The sequence below is a fragment of the Tsuneonella troitsensis genome (genome assembly GCF_001441535.1).
Lineage (GTDB): Bacteria > Pseudomonadota > Alphaproteobacteria > Sphingomonadales > Sphingomonadaceae > Tsuneonella > Tsuneonella troitsensis.
In genome coordinates, this window is record NZ_LMAU01000005.1 from 120320 (window position 1) to 135408 (window position 15089).

General features: G+C 58.1%; 12 protein-coding genes. 6 read left to right on the forward strand and 6 right to left on the reverse strand.

The window, feature by feature from the left end; genetic code table 11:
* The first annotated feature begins 291 nt into the window (after positions 1–291).
* Positions 292–1455 carry a tyrosine-type recombinase/integrase gene (locus tag AR323_RS12040; RefSeq protein ID WP_057884236.1) on the forward strand — a complete coding sequence of 388 codons (1164 nt, stop codon included), beginning with the start codon at positions 292–294 and terminating at the stop codon, positions 1453–1455.
* 1228 nt (positions 1456–2683) lie between these two features.
* Here the strand turns inward: AR323_RS12040 and AR323_RS12045 are convergent.
* Complete coding sequence (locus AR323_RS12045; RefSeq protein ID WP_057884237.1) at positions 2684–2935, reverse strand: DUF6894 family protein; 252 nt, start codon at positions 2933–2935, stop codon at positions 2684–2686.
* A 290-nt stretch (positions 2936–3225) separates the two neighbouring features.
* On the opposite strand from AR323_RS12045, the gene AR323_RS12050 reads away from it, so the two are divergent.
* Positions 3226–3429, forward strand: coding sequence for a hypothetical protein (locus AR323_RS12050; protein ID WP_057884238.1), 204 nt, complete (start codon positions 3226–3228; stop codon positions 3427–3429).
* Between the two features lie 1723 nt (positions 3430–5152).
* Here AR323_RS12050 and AR323_RS12060 read toward each other — a convergent pair.
* Positions 5153–5743, reverse strand: a complete 591-nt coding sequence (locus tag AR323_RS12060; RefSeq protein WP_057884240.1) for a pyridoxamine 5'-phosphate oxidase family protein — start codon at positions 5741–5743, stop codon at positions 5153–5155.
* Between the two features lie 214 nt (positions 5744–5957).
* Here AR323_RS12060 and AR323_RS14510 point away from each other — a divergent pair, with 214 nt between their 5' ends.
* The 4 genes from AR323_RS14510 to AR323_RS12080 all read left to right on the forward strand — a co-directional run bounded on the left by AR323_RS14510 (position 5958) and on the right by AR323_RS12080 (position 10294).
* Complete coding sequence (locus AR323_RS14510; RefSeq protein ID WP_083495409.1) at positions 5958–7358, forward strand: amidohydrolase family protein; 1401 nt, start codon at positions 5958–5960, stop codon at positions 7356–7358.
* 349 nt (positions 7359–7707) lie between these two features.
* Positions 7708–8505 carry a c-type cytochrome gene (locus AR323_RS12070; protein ID WP_161808754.1) on the forward strand — a complete coding sequence of 266 codons (798 nt, stop codon included), beginning with the start codon at positions 7708–7710 and terminating at the stop codon, positions 8503–8505.
* A gap of 191 nt (positions 8506–8696) precedes the next feature.
* Positions 8697–9707: an HNH endonuclease domain-containing protein gene (locus AR323_RS12075; RefSeq protein ID WP_057884243.1), complete on the forward strand. Its 1011-nt coding sequence runs from the start codon at positions 8697–8699 to the stop codon at positions 9705–9707.
* Complete coding sequence (locus tag AR323_RS12080) at positions 9704–10294, forward strand: class I SAM-dependent methyltransferase (protein WP_057884244.1); 591 nt, start codon at positions 9704–9706, stop codon at positions 10292–10294. Before AR323_RS12075 ends, AR323_RS12080 begins: the two co-directional genes overlap by 4 nt.
* A 63-nt stretch (positions 10295–10357) precedes the next feature.
* Here the strand turns inward: AR323_RS12080 and AR323_RS15385 are convergent, their stop codons facing one another.
* From AR323_RS15385 to AR323_RS12100, 4 genes are all read right to left on the reverse strand, one after another.
* Positions 10358–10657, reverse strand: coding sequence for a DUF6961 family protein (locus AR323_RS15385; RefSeq protein WP_407701077.1), 300 nt, complete (start codon positions 10655–10657; stop codon positions 10358–10360).
* 540 nt (positions 10658–11197) lie between these two features.
* The gene (locus tag AR323_RS12090; protein ID WP_057884246.1) at positions 11198–11818 is read right to left on the reverse strand and encodes a thermonuclease family protein; all 621 of its coding nucleotides are present in this window, start codon (positions 11816–11818) and stop codon (positions 11198–11200) included.
* 7 nt (positions 11819–11825) lie between these two features.
* The gene (locus AR323_RS12095; RefSeq protein ID WP_083495410.1) at positions 11826–12932 is read right to left on the reverse strand and encodes a 5-methylcytosine restriction system specificity protein McrC; all 1107 of its coding nucleotides are present in this window, start codon (positions 12930–12932) and stop codon (positions 11826–11828) included.
* Positions 12902–15067, reverse strand: a complete 2166-nt coding sequence (locus tag AR323_RS12100) for an AAA family ATPase (RefSeq protein WP_083495411.1) — start codon at positions 15065–15067, stop codon at positions 12902–12904. The genes AR323_RS12095 and AR323_RS12100 overlap by 31 nt, the downstream gene beginning before the upstream one ends.
* Between the last annotated feature and the right edge of the window lie 22 nt (positions 15068–15089).

A 15089-nucleotide genomic window follows, 5' to 3' on the forward strand; every position in this document is an offset into this window, starting at 1 on the left:
AAAAAACCCCGCTGACTGGAGCGGGGTTAGGGATTGAGTCCTTAGGTCAGGAATAGTGGTTGCGGGGGTTGGATTTGAACCAACGACCTTCAGGTTATGAGGGCTCTGCTGGGCTGTTACGCCTCCCTACGCGGGATTGCGCTTAAGCCCTTATTTTCAGCAGCTTAGATTGACTATGAAAGCGTCTGGCGACTGTGTGCCTACGCACGGTTTCGCTACGCTTCGCTCCCGGCTGCTTCCTATTTGCTTACGGATCGAGGCCCGAAACCGCCGCTGGTAACAGGAGGCGTAATGGCAAAGCTCACAAAGCGCACGATAGAGGCGCTCGAACCAGCCGACAAAGATTACTTCGTATGGGATGGCGAACTGTCAGGGCTCGGTATCCGGATCTTCCCCACTGGGCGCAAGCAGTTCGTACTGCAGTATCGCTACGGGCGCACATCACGACGGCTGAGCTTGGGCCGCTTTGGGGCGATCACCCCAGACCAGGCCCGCGGCCTGGCTCTCGAGGCGCTGGTGAAACTGCGCCAAGATATCGACCCGATGGCTGAGAAGCGCGCCAAGCGCACAGCGCTCACCGTACGCGAGCTCGCCGATCGCTTCGACGAAGAGCATATCTCGGTTCACCTGAAGGCGAGCACCGCCAAGGAGTACCGCCGCAACCTCAAGCTCTTCATTCTACCGGCGATCGGTCACTTGCGGATCGTCGATGTTACCCGAGCCGACATCGCGAAGTATCATCACGACTGGCGGCACCGTCCCTACCAAGCCAACCGCAATCTCGAGATCATCTCGAAGATGTTCAACCTGGCCGAGCTGTGGGGATTGCGACCGGACGGCACCAACCCTCGCAGGCACATCAAGAAGTATCCGGAAAAGAAGCGCGAACGGTACTTCTCGGCGGGAGAACTGCAGTCCATCGGTCGTGTGCTGGGCGAAATGGAAGAAGAACGGATCGAACTCCCCTCAGCCATCGCCGCTATTCGGCTCCTGCTTTTTACCGGCTGCCGCCTCGGCGAGATCATGACCCTCCGCTGGGAGCACGTCGACCTACCAAGCAAACTTCTTCGCCTTCCCGACAGCAAAACCGGGGCAAAGGAGGTTCATCTTGGCAATGCGGCAGTCAAGGTCTTGGAGCATATCACACCCGCAGCCGATAACCCCTTTGTGATCGAGGGTCGCAACCCTGGCGCTCACCTTACAGACCTCCAGCCGTTCTGGCAGCGGCTACGCGGTCGAGCTGGATTAAAGAACGCGAGAATCCATGATCTGCGTCATACCTTCGCCTCAGTTGCCGTCAGCCACGGCCAGAGCCTTCCAATGATCGGCAAACTCCTTGGCCATACTCAGGTTCAGACGACGGCACGCTACGCCCATTTGGCAAACCAGCCGGTGCTTCAAGCGGCAAACGACGTCTCCAATTTGATCGCGCGAAGCTTGGCTCCGACCGGGTGACCAGCGGTCCCCATTGAATTTTGGGACCGACTGGCGTCCGCTTTGCGCCCTAATCCCGGTCATTCGACTAGTTTGGGCGCGATCCCGAGAGCTGCCGTTCGTTCATTTCGGCCGTCGGCCCAGCTTCGCGTCCCACTTCCGCTCATTAAATACCTTATCTTGCCGGCTCGAAAGCTGACTTCGCGCCCGACATACGACTGAATCCAATCGTCCTCGCGCGCCTTAGTCGGCTGCAGAGCGATCGTCATTCAGCAGCAGAGGGTAATCACTTAAGTGTTCGGTTCGGCGCTGGCTCTCTTGCTCGCCGCACAATTCCTATTCTGATTGGGTGTTTGCAGTCGACATAATCGCCAAGCAAAAAGACCCCCGCCGAAGCGGAGGTCTTTGAGGCGGATCGCATCGGCGCTGAGGACGGAATGGGGGGATCACTCAACTGCCGACCCAGCTTCAACGGGGTGAGCTAACGCAAGTTCCCTCCCCGCCTAATTGCGACGAGCAAGCCGTCTCATAATGTGGACTGGCTCTCGAAACTCAGGCCTAATCCTTCAAGAGAACGGCAACAGCCAACAACGCCAACATTATCGCGGAGATTGCTACCAGGTACGGTATCATCCGCCTTGCCCGGTCCCTGTCATCTTCTCTCTTTGCATCATCATCCATATGACGTCTCCAAACTTATTGGAGAATGGCCAAGCTTGCGTTGATGATCAACATTTTACCTCCCCACAGGCGGAGGTGCATGCCCGGGTTTTGGTTCAAGGCTGGTCAGAGATTTTTCGACAAAGCAGGGGCAGATTCGTCGGAGGGACGTCGAGTGGTTGGGGCTCACCGTAATTTCGGGAGAAAAGGATGTGCGCCAAAGCCACCTAAAAAAGCTCCCGCCGAAGCGGGAGTTTGAAGTTAGTCAGGGGTGCGGCGGCGAGGAACATGGGGAGGCCAATCTCTCGCCGCCGACTGCGACCCGATTATGAAACTATGACCAGGTGTCCTGGTTCCTGCAGCCCGGCTTAGCACCACCTTAGTTAAGCTTTGCGATAGCTCATCGCGTCGACCGTCGATGGAACCGGGCGGCGCGTCCCCCGCGGCAGCTTTCCTACAGCGAACCGATCCGCTTAACTGGCGAGATGCGCCCCACATTTCCCGAACTCGCCCGCTGGATGATCGTGTTCACGGTCGGCATTCCGCTGGCCTACTTTGCGGTGCGGTTCATCCTGGCGTTCGTTGGGCTTTAGAGCCGCAATCGTCCAGGGGGTGCCGGAGCATCGACACCAACCGCGATGAACGTGAACAACGTGTGGCGATCCACGTCGGTTACTTCGACCCGGAACTCCTCGCCAAGCCAGAGTAGTTCGGGCCGATCACGCAAATACTCAGCGGCAAACTTCACGGCCTGAATGCGAGCGTCCGATAGGTTGCTGATCTCGTGTCCGTCATCGTCAGGCTCGATAACCGCCCCGGCGATGTTGAAGAAGTAGCGCACGACCGTCCCCCGACTCGACAAAAGTCCCACTCTTCAATGCGCTAGTTTGGTCGAGCCTGTAAACTGCACAATCGATTTTGCCCTGCGCACTCCAAGATCGTCTCGATCTCGCCCTGTGGTCGAGCTTGGTCGCAATGGTCGATCTTTAAAGTTTGCCGTCGAAAACGCGGCAGATTAGGCCCATCACGACCAGAGGCGCGCTAGACTCAGCGACCCAGTATAGCGCGCCACCATCCCGCCATGTTACAGCTTTGACCGTGGAGGTCGTAACCATGCCAGGAACGCCAGGAATGCGTCGTTACGTGATTCGTCTGGATCACGGGTACGATGCCGAAACCGAAGAAATCGAATTTGAAGCGTTGGGGTCCGAAATTGCCATTTCGCGCCTGGAGACGATCCCGAACAAGCGCAGGGCCGTCATATTTGAGGATGGCAAGCAAATCGCAGACCTGTCCTATCTGGAAGGCTTCTGGCAGGTGGCAGCAGCGGGATAATTATCGGCGGTGCTGTATGGTGAGGCACCACCGATGCGATCCTAACGCTGTAACTGGACGCGGGTTTCATACTTTAAGCGAAGCCAGCCAGAGTCTGATTTCATTGAATTTTCGTGACACAGCTTGCGGGTTGCTTTAGCGAAACCGGCGACACGCTGCGCTTGGCGACCCGAGGGTGGCGTGTCACCCCATTCTTCCAGCCGGGCGCCCTTCGGAGTCGTGGGGGGGGAAGAAGAGCCGGTCGGCCCTGTCAGCGCCGAGGCAGGGCCATCCCGCGCTTCTGAGCTGATTATGATCTGGCGCTTTCAACAAAAAAATGGCCCCGTCCCGAATTAGAGACGAGGCCGGTCAGGAGAAGCACCGAATCGCTTCGGGCCTTTCGGGTCGCAAATCCTAGATAAACCTCTTCCTCGACGTTGTATCGCGGCAAATTGCGAAGTCCCGAATGTGGGCAGACTCGCCCAATAGTATGAACCTTTACATTCCAGGCGAGCACCGTTCGGAAAACGTCCCGCTGCGATACGTGGGCATCGTGTCAGCCGATCTCGTCCACTGCGTCCAAGTCGCCTTCAATCCCTGAAAGGCGCATCCAGAGGCTCGGAAGGAGGGGGCGTTCTCAGTGTCAATTTAGCGTAGGCAGCCGCTAGTGAGGGACAGGTGCGGATTAAAACTCACTCTGTATAGTCTGAGCACGCCGACGATAGCCTCAGACGTATGTGGTCGAAGATAGGTCCGTAGATCGGTTGGGCGAATTGCGCCCCAATGTACCCTGCCTCGTTCCACCGAACGATCGCATTGAAAGGGCCTAGTTTTTCAACTTTCAATGATTACTCCTGATCCGGCACCAAGCCGCTGAACTTGTCAAAGAACCGACAGCCCGTCTCGGAAATGTCTTTGAGTAGAATGTCCCTCTTCCCGCCGTTGGGCGTTCGGTAAAACCCCCATATCTCTAATGGAAATCGCGCTTCCTGCCGATCGTCAGACATCGTGTCATTCTCGTCAGCGGGTGTCGGTGCGTCGAGGGCGGCCAGTAAGTCCGAAAACCGACCATCGCTGGTCGTTGGAAAGACGCGCTTTAAGGCCTGTTGGAGCATATCGAATTGAGATGCGAACGCCTGGTTCTTTGACATAGCTCTTCACCCTATCATCAGCCAACGCGGATACAGGCGCTTAGGGGCCCAACTTAATCTGTGGGGCGAGCTTCACGATGTTTCCGAATCGTTCCGCTGCGCTATGTGGGCAGCGTGTCAGCCGATCTCGCCCATCGCGCCCAAGTCGCTTTTGATTGGTGCAAGGCGTTTCCTGAGGCTGGCAAGCAGGGGCGTTCCTCCAGGTGCGCGGCGAGGCGTATCTGGCTCTGCTCGAACTTCGGAATCTGGCGCCGGAGATCGTTCTGGCGTTGATTAAGCGAGGCGGCGCGCCAAATGCTCCAGGTGCTGACGGTGGAGAACGAAATTGACGGGAGCGCGGAGGGGCTGGCCGAGACACGACGACTGTGAGTGTGTTCTCTGACGCTCCGATCAGTCTTCCTGCAGGGTTACCCCCACGCTGACTCTAAGTCTGCGGGTACACGATAAATCATCAAAGTAGCGCGAGATTGAATCGCTCAAGCAAAATGCGAAGTTACCCATACGCCACCTGACAGTCAGGCCGTTCCCTAAATCGCAGCTATGCGTTGGAAAATGTGGTGGACGCACGAGAACTGGAGCCGAGGACACGATGATTATGAGTGTCCGAGCTGCACCGCCTGCGGCTGCCAATGCTGTTTGTTGGGCAGGATGCCCTTGCCCATTACTTCCAGCACCTGCGGTACGAAGCGGATGATCGCGAGGTCATCAGGGTAATTAGGCCACTGTGACCGATATTGCTCGGAGGGACCATGATCCGCAATCGAATTGACATCTGTATGAACTGAAGCACGCCCCGTGAAGCTCGCGTAGTAGCTATTTTTCGTGCCGTTCGGGATATCGTCGAGGCCAAAGTGGAGTGCCGCTCTCGGGTTCGCCATGATCTGCTTGGTCTTTCGACTTCCCCGCCGGGTCGACATCCAGATACTCCAGTCGTCCGTCGGGTCACTGACTCCGACGGGGCGAGCGCGAGGCATGCCAACCTCATCGATTGTGATCAGGACGCCGACCCAATCTTCCTTCATAATTTCCCGGGCGGCGGCCATGATGACTTGGGGATCGTCGACCCGATAGCGATCGTCCGACCCGGCCTGGGTGACTGCCCCTTCCGCCGCTTTCCCCGAGAGCAAACTCACCAGCCCCACCGCTGGCGCAGCTACCAGCAACTCCCGCCTCTTAAAGCCCATATATTTTCCCCATCTGCGCAGCCCGTGCAAAAGTGCTCCAATCTGCTAATGTCCGCAATGGGTTGGTTTCCGGCCCGCCCCTTCAGGCTTCGCGCTAACCACGCGAACGTCAAAGATGTGGGGATGCCGGGCCTTAGAGCTCGCTGAACTGCGATGAGATTGAGTTGGCGGCCTTTTCGCTGTCCGGTAAGCACTCGTTGGAGGGGGCGATCAAATGCAAAACTCACGCAGGGCCGCGCTGACTTTAGCTTTGTTCTTGTCGGCCTGTACCACCCCCCGCGTCAGCGCGCCTCCGTCCTCTGACCAGCTCGTCATCACATCGGTGCGAGTGATCGACACAGAGGCTGCGAACGCCTCAGTCCCTCAGGACGTACTGATCGCAGATGGCCGGATCGCCGCTGTTGCACCCGCTGGCCAGCTGAAGATACCTCGAGGCACTCGATCTCTCGACGGATCGGGCCAGTTCGCCCTGCCTGGGCTCATCGACGTGCACGCGCATATCGGGGAAGGCGGAGCGATGCCGAATAGCGAGGCAGGTCGCGAACGGGCGCTGCGCCAGTTTCTTCGCTACGGCGTTACAACGGTGTTTGTTCCGGGCGCGACCGGAGCCGGGGACGCCGATTGGCTAACCCTGACGGAGCGGTGCCGCGCTGGCAGATTTGCTTGCCCGGGACTTTATGGTTCGGGTTCGCTGATCACCGCGCGGGGTAGTCACCCCGTCTCTACGATATTCAATATGCCAGACGATGTGCCCGCGGCAATGACTGAAGCGCGCGGGGTTACCGTGCTGGATCCCGGGACTGACGTATCGGCCCTCATTGCGGCAAAGAAGGCGGCGGGGGTCACCGCGATAAAGATCGTGATCGAGGATGGGCCTCCTCCCTGGCATCCGAAGCCGCGGATGGGCGATGCACAGATACGCGCAATCGTCACAGCCGCTCATGCGCTTTCGATGCCGGTCTTCGCCCACATAAGCGCTTCCGATCATGTTCGGATCGCACTCGACGCGGACGTGGACGGGATCATGCACGCACCCACAGACGTGCTGCCCGCAAGCCTTGTTCGACGGATGGCTGATCGCGGCATGTGGTATGTGCCCACGTTCTCGCTCTACGATGGCATTCTGACCTGGGCCCGCAAGCAGCGGGAAGCCGATCCCGATGCCCTGTCAGGCGTGAATGCCGAGGTGATCGATAGCCTCGCCGCGGCTCCTTTTCTCGCCGCAGCGGCGGAGGATGAGGCGGGAGCTCTCGGCTATTTGGCCAATGCCTCCGAAAACCTGAGGCGGGTGGCGAAAGCTGGAGTGCCCCTCGCGCTCGGCAGCGATGTGAACAACCCTTTCGTGTATCCTGGCTATTCCGCACACGAGGAGCTCTCTTCGATGGTGCGCGCCGGTTTAACCCCGGCACAGGCGCTACGATCCGCAACCATCGGCAGTGCAAAATTCCTGCGTGCTTCAGACCGGCTGGGGCGCATTGCACCTGGGTTCGAAGCAGACCTACTGCTACTGGCGCGCAATCCGCTTGAAACCATCGAAAATAGCAGGACCCTTGTCAGCGTCGTTGCTGATGGGGAGGTAATCTCTGACGTCGTCTCTAGCGGGCGGGGATTGTAGTCGCACTTTCGATAATACCAATCATAAGGCGCCAGCGCGCACATCACCTAGTTGAGGTTATACGCCTCTAGATGACCGCATCGGGATCGTTGGCCAACCGGCCGCTTTGGAATGCTCCGATGAAGTCGACTGGCTACCTGCGCGCCATCGCGCGGCCAGCAGTCTAATTTCTAAGTAACTCTAGTGCGACGTTTACCTTCCTCGGACCCGCAACGGCGGGATTGAAATGGTATGCAAACACGTCCGATATGCGATTTGAGAGTGATTAGCTGACATTCGAAATGGCAGTTGATAGCATCCCGGGCCTATGCTGCTGGCGAGTGCAGGGGGGAGATGTATGCGACAGTATTTGCTGGCGTTGCTGATTTGGTCTGTGTGCGCTTGCACCGCAGATAGCCAGCAAGACAGCACATCCTACGATGCGCCGCCCACAGCATTCGATGGCGCTTTGGTGCAGCAGGCCGCAGCGAAAGCCGCTCACGGGAAACGTATCGCCGAGGTGCTGGGCTGCACTGGATGTCACGGCAAGGACCTTCAAGGCGAGCGATTCTATGAGCTCTATGCGTCTAATCTGACTCGCGACGTCCCCAAGTATACGGACCAACAGCTGGAACACGTATTGAGGGTGGGTGTACCACCAACAGGCCGGGACTTGTGGGGTATGCCGTCCGAGCTATTCCAGCATTTAAGTGCGCCGGATATGGCGGCGCTGATTGCCTACATGCGCACGCTTGAGCCAGCTGGTGCTCCGACGCTACCGCCGCTCCCGTTCCCTCCTGATGTCCAGCAGATGATCGCCGAAGGTGAGTGGAAAACGACTGCCGCTACAGTGCGCGACGCGGAGGCGCACGCGCCTGTCGACCTCGGTCCAACTCACGAACTAGGCCGTTATATCGCGAGAGTGACATGTGCCGAATGTCACGGCCCGGAGCTAAAGGGAAGGAGTGACACGCCCGACCTGATTGTGGTGGGAGCATATTCGCCAACCGAATTCGATGGTCTTATGGTTGAGGGAACTGGTGCCGGGGGGCGCAAGCTGAAGCCGATGATGGAGGGCGTCTCGAAGGGGCGTTTCTCAAAAATGACGGCTCGGGAACGGGAAGCACTCTACGGCTATCTCAAGGCGCGCGCCGAGCAGCCGCAGTAGTCGCACCGCAACTGACCAGAGCTCGATTCGCTGCTTATGTTAGTTTTGGGGTCGTTTTCCGATAGTCTGCTTAGCGCATCCGTGAACTCAGGACCTGACAGTCCGGTAACGGCCCAATTTGCGACACCGAAGGCGGTAGTTGGGCGATTGCCGAGCTTGCGTTCTGGGGGCTGTAGAACGTAACTCGCGGCGTGACTGAGTTTCTGCAAGTTCAGCCAACCGTGCAAAACCGCTGGCGCGCGCTGATCCTGCTTGGTCGGAACACTGCAGCCTACAAATTTGCTCTGGCCGATGCCCTTTTGAGCGGCGACTTTGCCGATACCGATCTTGTGAAAATTGATGAGCTCGCCCTCCCCTTCGCTCAGTCCCTGAGCAAGCACGTTGCTGCCGCACCGAAGCAGGGAAGCACTGGGCTCAATCGAGCGATGCAGAGTGCGTGCGAGAATTTTAATGCCGGTTTGGTTTCCGACGAGCAGCTGAGAGCGATAGCTTGCCGTCACGGTTTCGGGGACGTCATTGACGCCTTCCATATGCTCGGGGGGCAGGCGATCGAGCAGCCCTTTTTCATCGACGAGCGGAGGGAGAGCAAAGCTATTCGTCTGACAGACCACCTCTACACTCTCTTAGACACTGCTGAACGAAAGGATCTCGCCCGCGAGGTCGACGCGCGGTGGCGGGTTGTCGAAACCGCCTGGGCCTTGGGTGTGAACGCCGGGCTTGTCGATTTCGAGCGTGAGACGGGCACGCTCAGCCTGAGGAGTGGGGATCGAAGACTGGCGCTACGGTCCTGCTGCGCGACCCTCAACGGATACCAGAAGGGGAAATGCTTTTACTGCTTTGCGCCGATCAGCATTGAGTCTGGGTCAAACTGCGCAGACGTCGACCATTTTTTCCCGTGGGCTCTCCGCTTGCGGTTTGCCAATGCCGACGGCATCTGGAACCTCGTTCTTGCGTGCCAGGCTTGCAACCGCGGAGCCGGAGGCAAATTCGATGCAATTCCGAACATCGATCTTCTCGAACGGCTCCACCGCCGCAATGAGTTCTATGTCGAATCAAAACACAAGCTCGGGACCACAATCATCGCACAAACTGGCAAAACGGCAGCCGCCCGTCGATCTCATTTGCAGCAAGCTTTCGCAGATTTGACCTGCGCGAGAATTCACCATTGGATGCCAGACCTTCGAGCGGAGCCCGCATTTTGAGTTCGATCGCATATTATGATGCAAACGCGGACGACTACTTCGCCGGGACCGTCGATGCGGACGTCACTGGGCTGAGAAACCGCTTTTTTCGCCATGTGGAGGAAGGCGGCAGAATTCTCGACGCCGGGTGTGGCTCAGGGCGCGATGCGAAGGCATTCCAAGATGCCGGCTATAATGTGACAGCATTTGATGGCTCGGTCCGCATGGCCGAGCTCGCGCGCGAGTACACCGGCCTGGAGGTGCTTTGGCTCCAATTCGATCAGGTCGAGTGGCGGAATCGCTTCGATGGCATCTGGTGCAGCGCAAGCCTGCTCCATGTGGGGCGGGATCAGCTGCTCTCGGTCTTCGATCGTCTCACCAAAGCATTGAAGCCTGGAGGGGTTTGGTATCTCTCGATGAAAGAAGGCACGGAAACCCGCGTAGTTGATGGGCGTAGCTTTACCGACGTCACCAGTTCAGAACTGCGAGCCCTGCTTGTTCATTGCGGACTGGGTATTCTGGAAGAGTGGAAATCTGATGACGTGCGTCCGGGCAGGTCGGACAGGTGGGTAAACATCATCGCGCAGGCTCCCCGAACGAATAAATAGCAAGCGAGATTTGGGTGCAGTCACCTCGGCCGAAAGCGTGCGGGCCCAGAACCTCTTAGCAAGCTAATGGCCTCCATTGGTTCCGTCGGACTTTCGTATCAGATGCTGCTCATATACCCGAGCGACCTCTCGCCAGAATGCAGCCTCCTTAGCCTCACCCGCGACCTGTAAGGCTCCGATCTTCGCAGCAATAACTCGTGGGCCAGCGGCACCGGCCATGCGCTCTACGGACAGTGCCACCGCGAGCAGTTCGGTTTGACGTAGTGGCAGTCTCAACTGAGCCACGCCCAGGCGCTCCAGCCAAACCCGATGTAACCAGCCACAATTATGAGGCCGAGCATCCAAGCCTCCACCACAAGCCACTTTGCCTTTTGCGGCGCTCGATCCTCATTGCTCATTCGACCCTCCCAAGCGCCGGCCCGATCCGACACGGCCTGCGACCGCACTTCGAACAACGCAGATTAGACGCAATGCCTTCGAGCGTGTGACGCCAACCCCGGTCGTTGCAGAGCTTGAGTAAAACGTGGGGCTCGACCAAGACAATCCGCCCACACTCGCAATCGAGCCGCAGCTTGTATCCGTGGCGTGCGTAATCACTGAGACCCGATAGCCTCTTGCTGCTCATGGTCTTCGCCTGATCGACCAAACGAGGGCGGAGATTGCCGTGAGCAGGCCGGCGATAGCCAGGATAATAGCGGCGTCGATGACAATCATGGCGGGATCCTCTCCGAATCGAAAGGCCGCCTATGTTCACATTTCGTTCCGTGTAGGAAAGTGTTTTGTGCTGAGACCGCTTCCCGCGCCCATAGCGGAGGTGGGATTAGCTTATAGTCCGCTTAGCGGCGCTCCAAATGCCAAAGCAGAATGCCCGCGACCAGCATGACCGCTGCCTAGCTAGCAACTTCAGAGAAGCGGAGTCTGCGATGAGGAGGCGTTGCTCCTTCGGCGCTGCCTCGCTTTGAATTTCCAAGGAGCCTCGGGATTATTGGTAGCCCAAAGCCCGCGGCGAGCTCGCCGAGCAGACTCTTGAGCCTCGAAGTATTCCGTCTCGCGCTCAAAAGCATACTGCTGGACCACCCATGCCCACCCATTCACAATCATCTCGAGTTCAATGTTCCGAGTGACCAAGCGAGCCTTTTTGGCCGTTCCGGAGCCGCAAACTCCCTGCAGGAAATAGTCAACCCTTCCCGGCGCAAGCTCGTCGGTAAAGTATCCCATGCATAAGACCCGCCGGTACGGATCGATCGGTTTATACCCGGTGGATTCCTTACCGATGGGATCAAGTCGCAGCGACTTACCGAGGATTAGTCCAGCCAGAACGTCGCGAGCCTCAGGACCGCCAGGCTGCTCCATTTCCGGGGCGTCGATAAACGCAAATCGGAACGGCACGCGCTCGATCCAGACGTGAGCGTAAGGGTTCCATAGCTTCGCCAGGAAACCATCGCCGTCGAACACCTTGGTGACAACCGCTTGGAAGACTTCGTCCTCGCTTGCTGCCTCAGGCTGGTCAGGTGCAATGATCATCGGGACACTAAGCTGCGTTACTGACCGTTGCTATTGGGTTAGGAGGTGAGAGGAGAGCTAGCAACGCGTCCGAAACTCTTCGCCAGGGCTGATCTAAGTTCAGGGTAGCGACCGTCACCTCATGCCCCTGTATCCAGAAGGTTTCCTTCAAAACCTGGCCGACTTGTGGGTACAGGAGCATACCCTCGCAGCCAGCAAACGCCGGATCGGCTGCGGCATTCTTGAGATACGAAAACAGCTGGTAGAGATTGGCCGACTGGAAGCTCTCAGAGCCATAGAGGCTTTGTTGAAGCGCCTTGGCATAATACTTCGTGTCGATGATCAGCCGCCTGTGCGCGCTTCTGAGGTAGACGTCGACGATCATGGTCGGCAACCGCCCCGCCCCAGTGGTGCTGACCTCGATGGCATCCCACGATATCGTCAATGGAGCGACGACAAACTCCCGTTGTTCCGCACGGTAAAAATTACGCACGAAGTCTTCGAAGACCCGCGCCATCTTTGTTTCGTCCCTTAGGACATCGTGAAAGGCAAAACCTCCCGCAGCTGGATCTGGAAGCAAGCAATCGAAGGCGAGTTCCGCCACCTTCAGCAGGAGATCATAGTAGGCATTGTTGCGGTGAAGCTGGACGCGCGCGAATGCTGATCGCTCCAGCCAAATGTCCGAGACACCTCCCATTCTTTGAGCGGTGAGCACCAGCTCGTGAGCCAGTTTCGGGTCTATCGAGTTGCCCCGAGCTAGGCGCTTCAGGGAAGCTTTGATGATCTGATTGTGGAGGACATTATTACTAAGTTCGTCGAACTCGCATGCGATGCGCCGAACATTCTTAGCGCGCAGACGCAACGAGGTCCCCAGGTCAATGTGACCGCGCACAGTCGGAATCTCCTCAGCGACATCGCGGTAGTTTCGGTCAAGCCCGCGCCGCAAAAGCGCCCGCGCGCCGTGCAAAAGAACCCGGCCTAAGAGGTTTGGCAGATCGGGGCTGGGTGTGCCGCCGATGGGAATGGACTGCGCCTCTTCGAAGCGATTCCAGGCATAGCAAAACAGAAAGTAGACATTCTCGATCGGGATCTGCGGCGCATTGCTCACTGGCTTACCAGCAGCTGTGCGGTCCATTGCTCCGCTTTAGCAGGCGCGTCGAACCAGTATTCTCGTAGCAGCGGCGCAATCTCGGTACGGATGACGCGATCAAACCACAGCGCCTCATCCTCCTCGTCGACCGGTCCGCTGCAGAAGAAACTATGCCCGATCGCAAAACCTGGGCCCAGGTTCGCGACATCGGAGATGATTTCGGTGTTCAGGGCCGACACGCGATCGACGAGCGCAGACACAAGGCTTTCCGAAACCCCCGACCCCAAAAGCTGCTGTCGGAATTTCGGCGACTGCAGGTTGGACGGAAGGTCAATGAAGGCAAAACGGCGTCGCAGCGCGTAATCGACGACCGCAAGCGAGCGGTCAGCGGTGTTCATGAGACCAAGCAAGTAGACGTTTGCTGGCACATGGAACGGCGCTTTCCCTGAGGCGAGCTGCATCGACCAATCAGCGTCTCGCTTGTCGGGCTCGATCAGCACCATGAGCTCGCCCATGATCTTGCTCAAATTACCGCGGTTGATCTCATCGATGATGAAGACGTAGCGACGCGCCGGATCGGACTCCGCTTCGCGGCAAAACTCCACGAACTTCCCCGGTTTTAGCTCGAACCCGGTCGCCGTCGGACGGAAGCCCTCCACGAAGTCCTCGTAGGAATAGGATTGGTGGAACTGCACGAACTTAACTCGGCTTTTGTCGCGCGCGCCTATGAGCGCATAGGCCAGCCGGTGAGCAGCATATGACTTGCCGACACCGGGCGGTCCTTGAAGAATGATGTTCTTCTTCGCTCGCCAGAGGAGTAGGATTTCTTCGGCTTTCTGGCGGTCTAGAAACAGGGTCTCGAGCGCATCGTCTAGGGTGTAGGCATCAAGCGTTACTGCCTCGGGTCCAGGCTCTGCAGAGACGTGCGGTAGGTCTTTGCCAGCATATGACCGGTATGCCCGATTTAGGATGCCCAGGAGGCTCGGCGTCACCTCTGTGAGGTAAGCCCCCTGATTGAGCTCCAACAACCTGCTGAAGAACATGCCCTTGGCACCGCTCTCCGCCAGTTCCCGAAGCTCGGTTGCAAACGGCTCCTCTGCCAAGAAGCCTTCCCGCGGCAGTGGCGGGTCTAATTTCATGTGGTCGCGAAGCCCGATGCGGTAACCGGGCTGGTCGGCCCAGTCAGTGCCCTCGACCCCGTTGAAACTGTCATCGGCACTCTCGGCTGCAATCGATACGTCTGTGATCGCGCGGTTATCGGTTAGGTGGAAGATCACATCCCCCGGCCTCACCTGCGTCATAGATTTGTAAATGTCGCGGCCGTCCTTCGATTTCTGGGGCGACCAGAGCGCGCGTCCCAAAGCGTGCTCGCCTCTCAGGCGGTCCGGGCGGGTCGAAACTAGCGTCTTCTCGATCCAGAACCGTTGCCCTTGGTCCGGAGTGTCTCCGCTGTAGAGCTCCGCCCAGTATGGGTCCGCAAGGAACAGCTCGAAATCTTGCGGTCGATCCTCGAAGGCAAACCGAATGAGCTCGTCGGCATAACTGCTGCCCGCCGCCTGCTGCCAAATGGTCCGGCGGTTTGTGTAGAAATACCAGTCCTTCGGCTCAAACGCGCGATCCCAATCTACGAGCACCTTCGAGCCGTCACCAGGATTCGCCGCGATCGTGCCGCGCCCCTTGAGGCGCATCACCGATACATTGCGGCCATGGTTTTCAAACGGCAGACCATTCTTCTGCACAAAAGCGGACTTCATGGCGATGGGTTGCCCCGGCTTCATGGAAAGAACGAGCGCCATGTCGGCCTCAAACGGGGTATGCACCTCCCAGATTCCCTCGGTTAGAAACCGCTCCGTTTGATCGTCTGTGCCGCCGAAGGACGATCCAACAAACCAGTAAGGCTCGGACGAGAGAGAGGGCGCGCCCGATCCCGTGAGGTCAAACGTGAAAGTTGTTGTGCTGCTTGCCATGGGTCCATGCATCGTCGGCGGCGGAACATTGGCAAGGTCCTGGAACTTGCGACCCACAAGCGCCTGGCAGACGTTGGGATAGGCGTTTTGCTTTCCGAGCTGATCGTGCAGGTCGCGAACGGCGATAGTGACCTGATCCTGCCCCGTCGCTCTGGCTGGCTCTATAAACTGCGACAAAGCGAGCTGGCGAATGTGATCGGCTTCTGAAGCCATCTTATGCCTTTCAAAACAATCT

Coding starts and splice junctions, on each gene's coding strand:
- AR323_RS12040 (WP_057884236.1), top strand. CDS start 292: ATGGCAAAGCTCACAAAGCGCACGATAGAGGCGCTCGAACCAGCCGAC.
- AR323_RS12050 (WP_057884238.1), top strand. CDS start 3,226: ATGCGTCGTTACGTGATTCGTCTGGATCACGGGTACGATGCCGAAACC.
- AR323_RS12060 (WP_057884240.1), bottom strand. CDS start 5,743: ATGGGCTTTAAGAGGCGGGAGTTGCTGGTAGCTGCGCCAGCGGTGGGG.
- AR323_RS14510 (WP_083495409.1), top strand. CDS start 5,958: ATGCAAAACTCACGCAGGGCCGCGCTGACTTTAGCTTTGTTCTTGTCG.
- AR323_RS12090 (WP_057884246.1), bottom strand. CDS start 11,818: ATGATCATTGCACCTGACCAGCCTGAGGCAGCAAGCGAGGACGAAGTC.
- AR323_RS12095 (WP_083495410.1), bottom strand. CDS start 12,932: ATGGACCGCACAGCTGCTGGTAAGCCAGTGAGCAATGCGCCGCAGATC.
- AR323_RS12100 (WP_083495411.1), bottom strand. CDS start 15,067: ATGGCTTCAGAAGCCGATCACATTCGCCAGCTCGCTTTGTCGCAGTTT.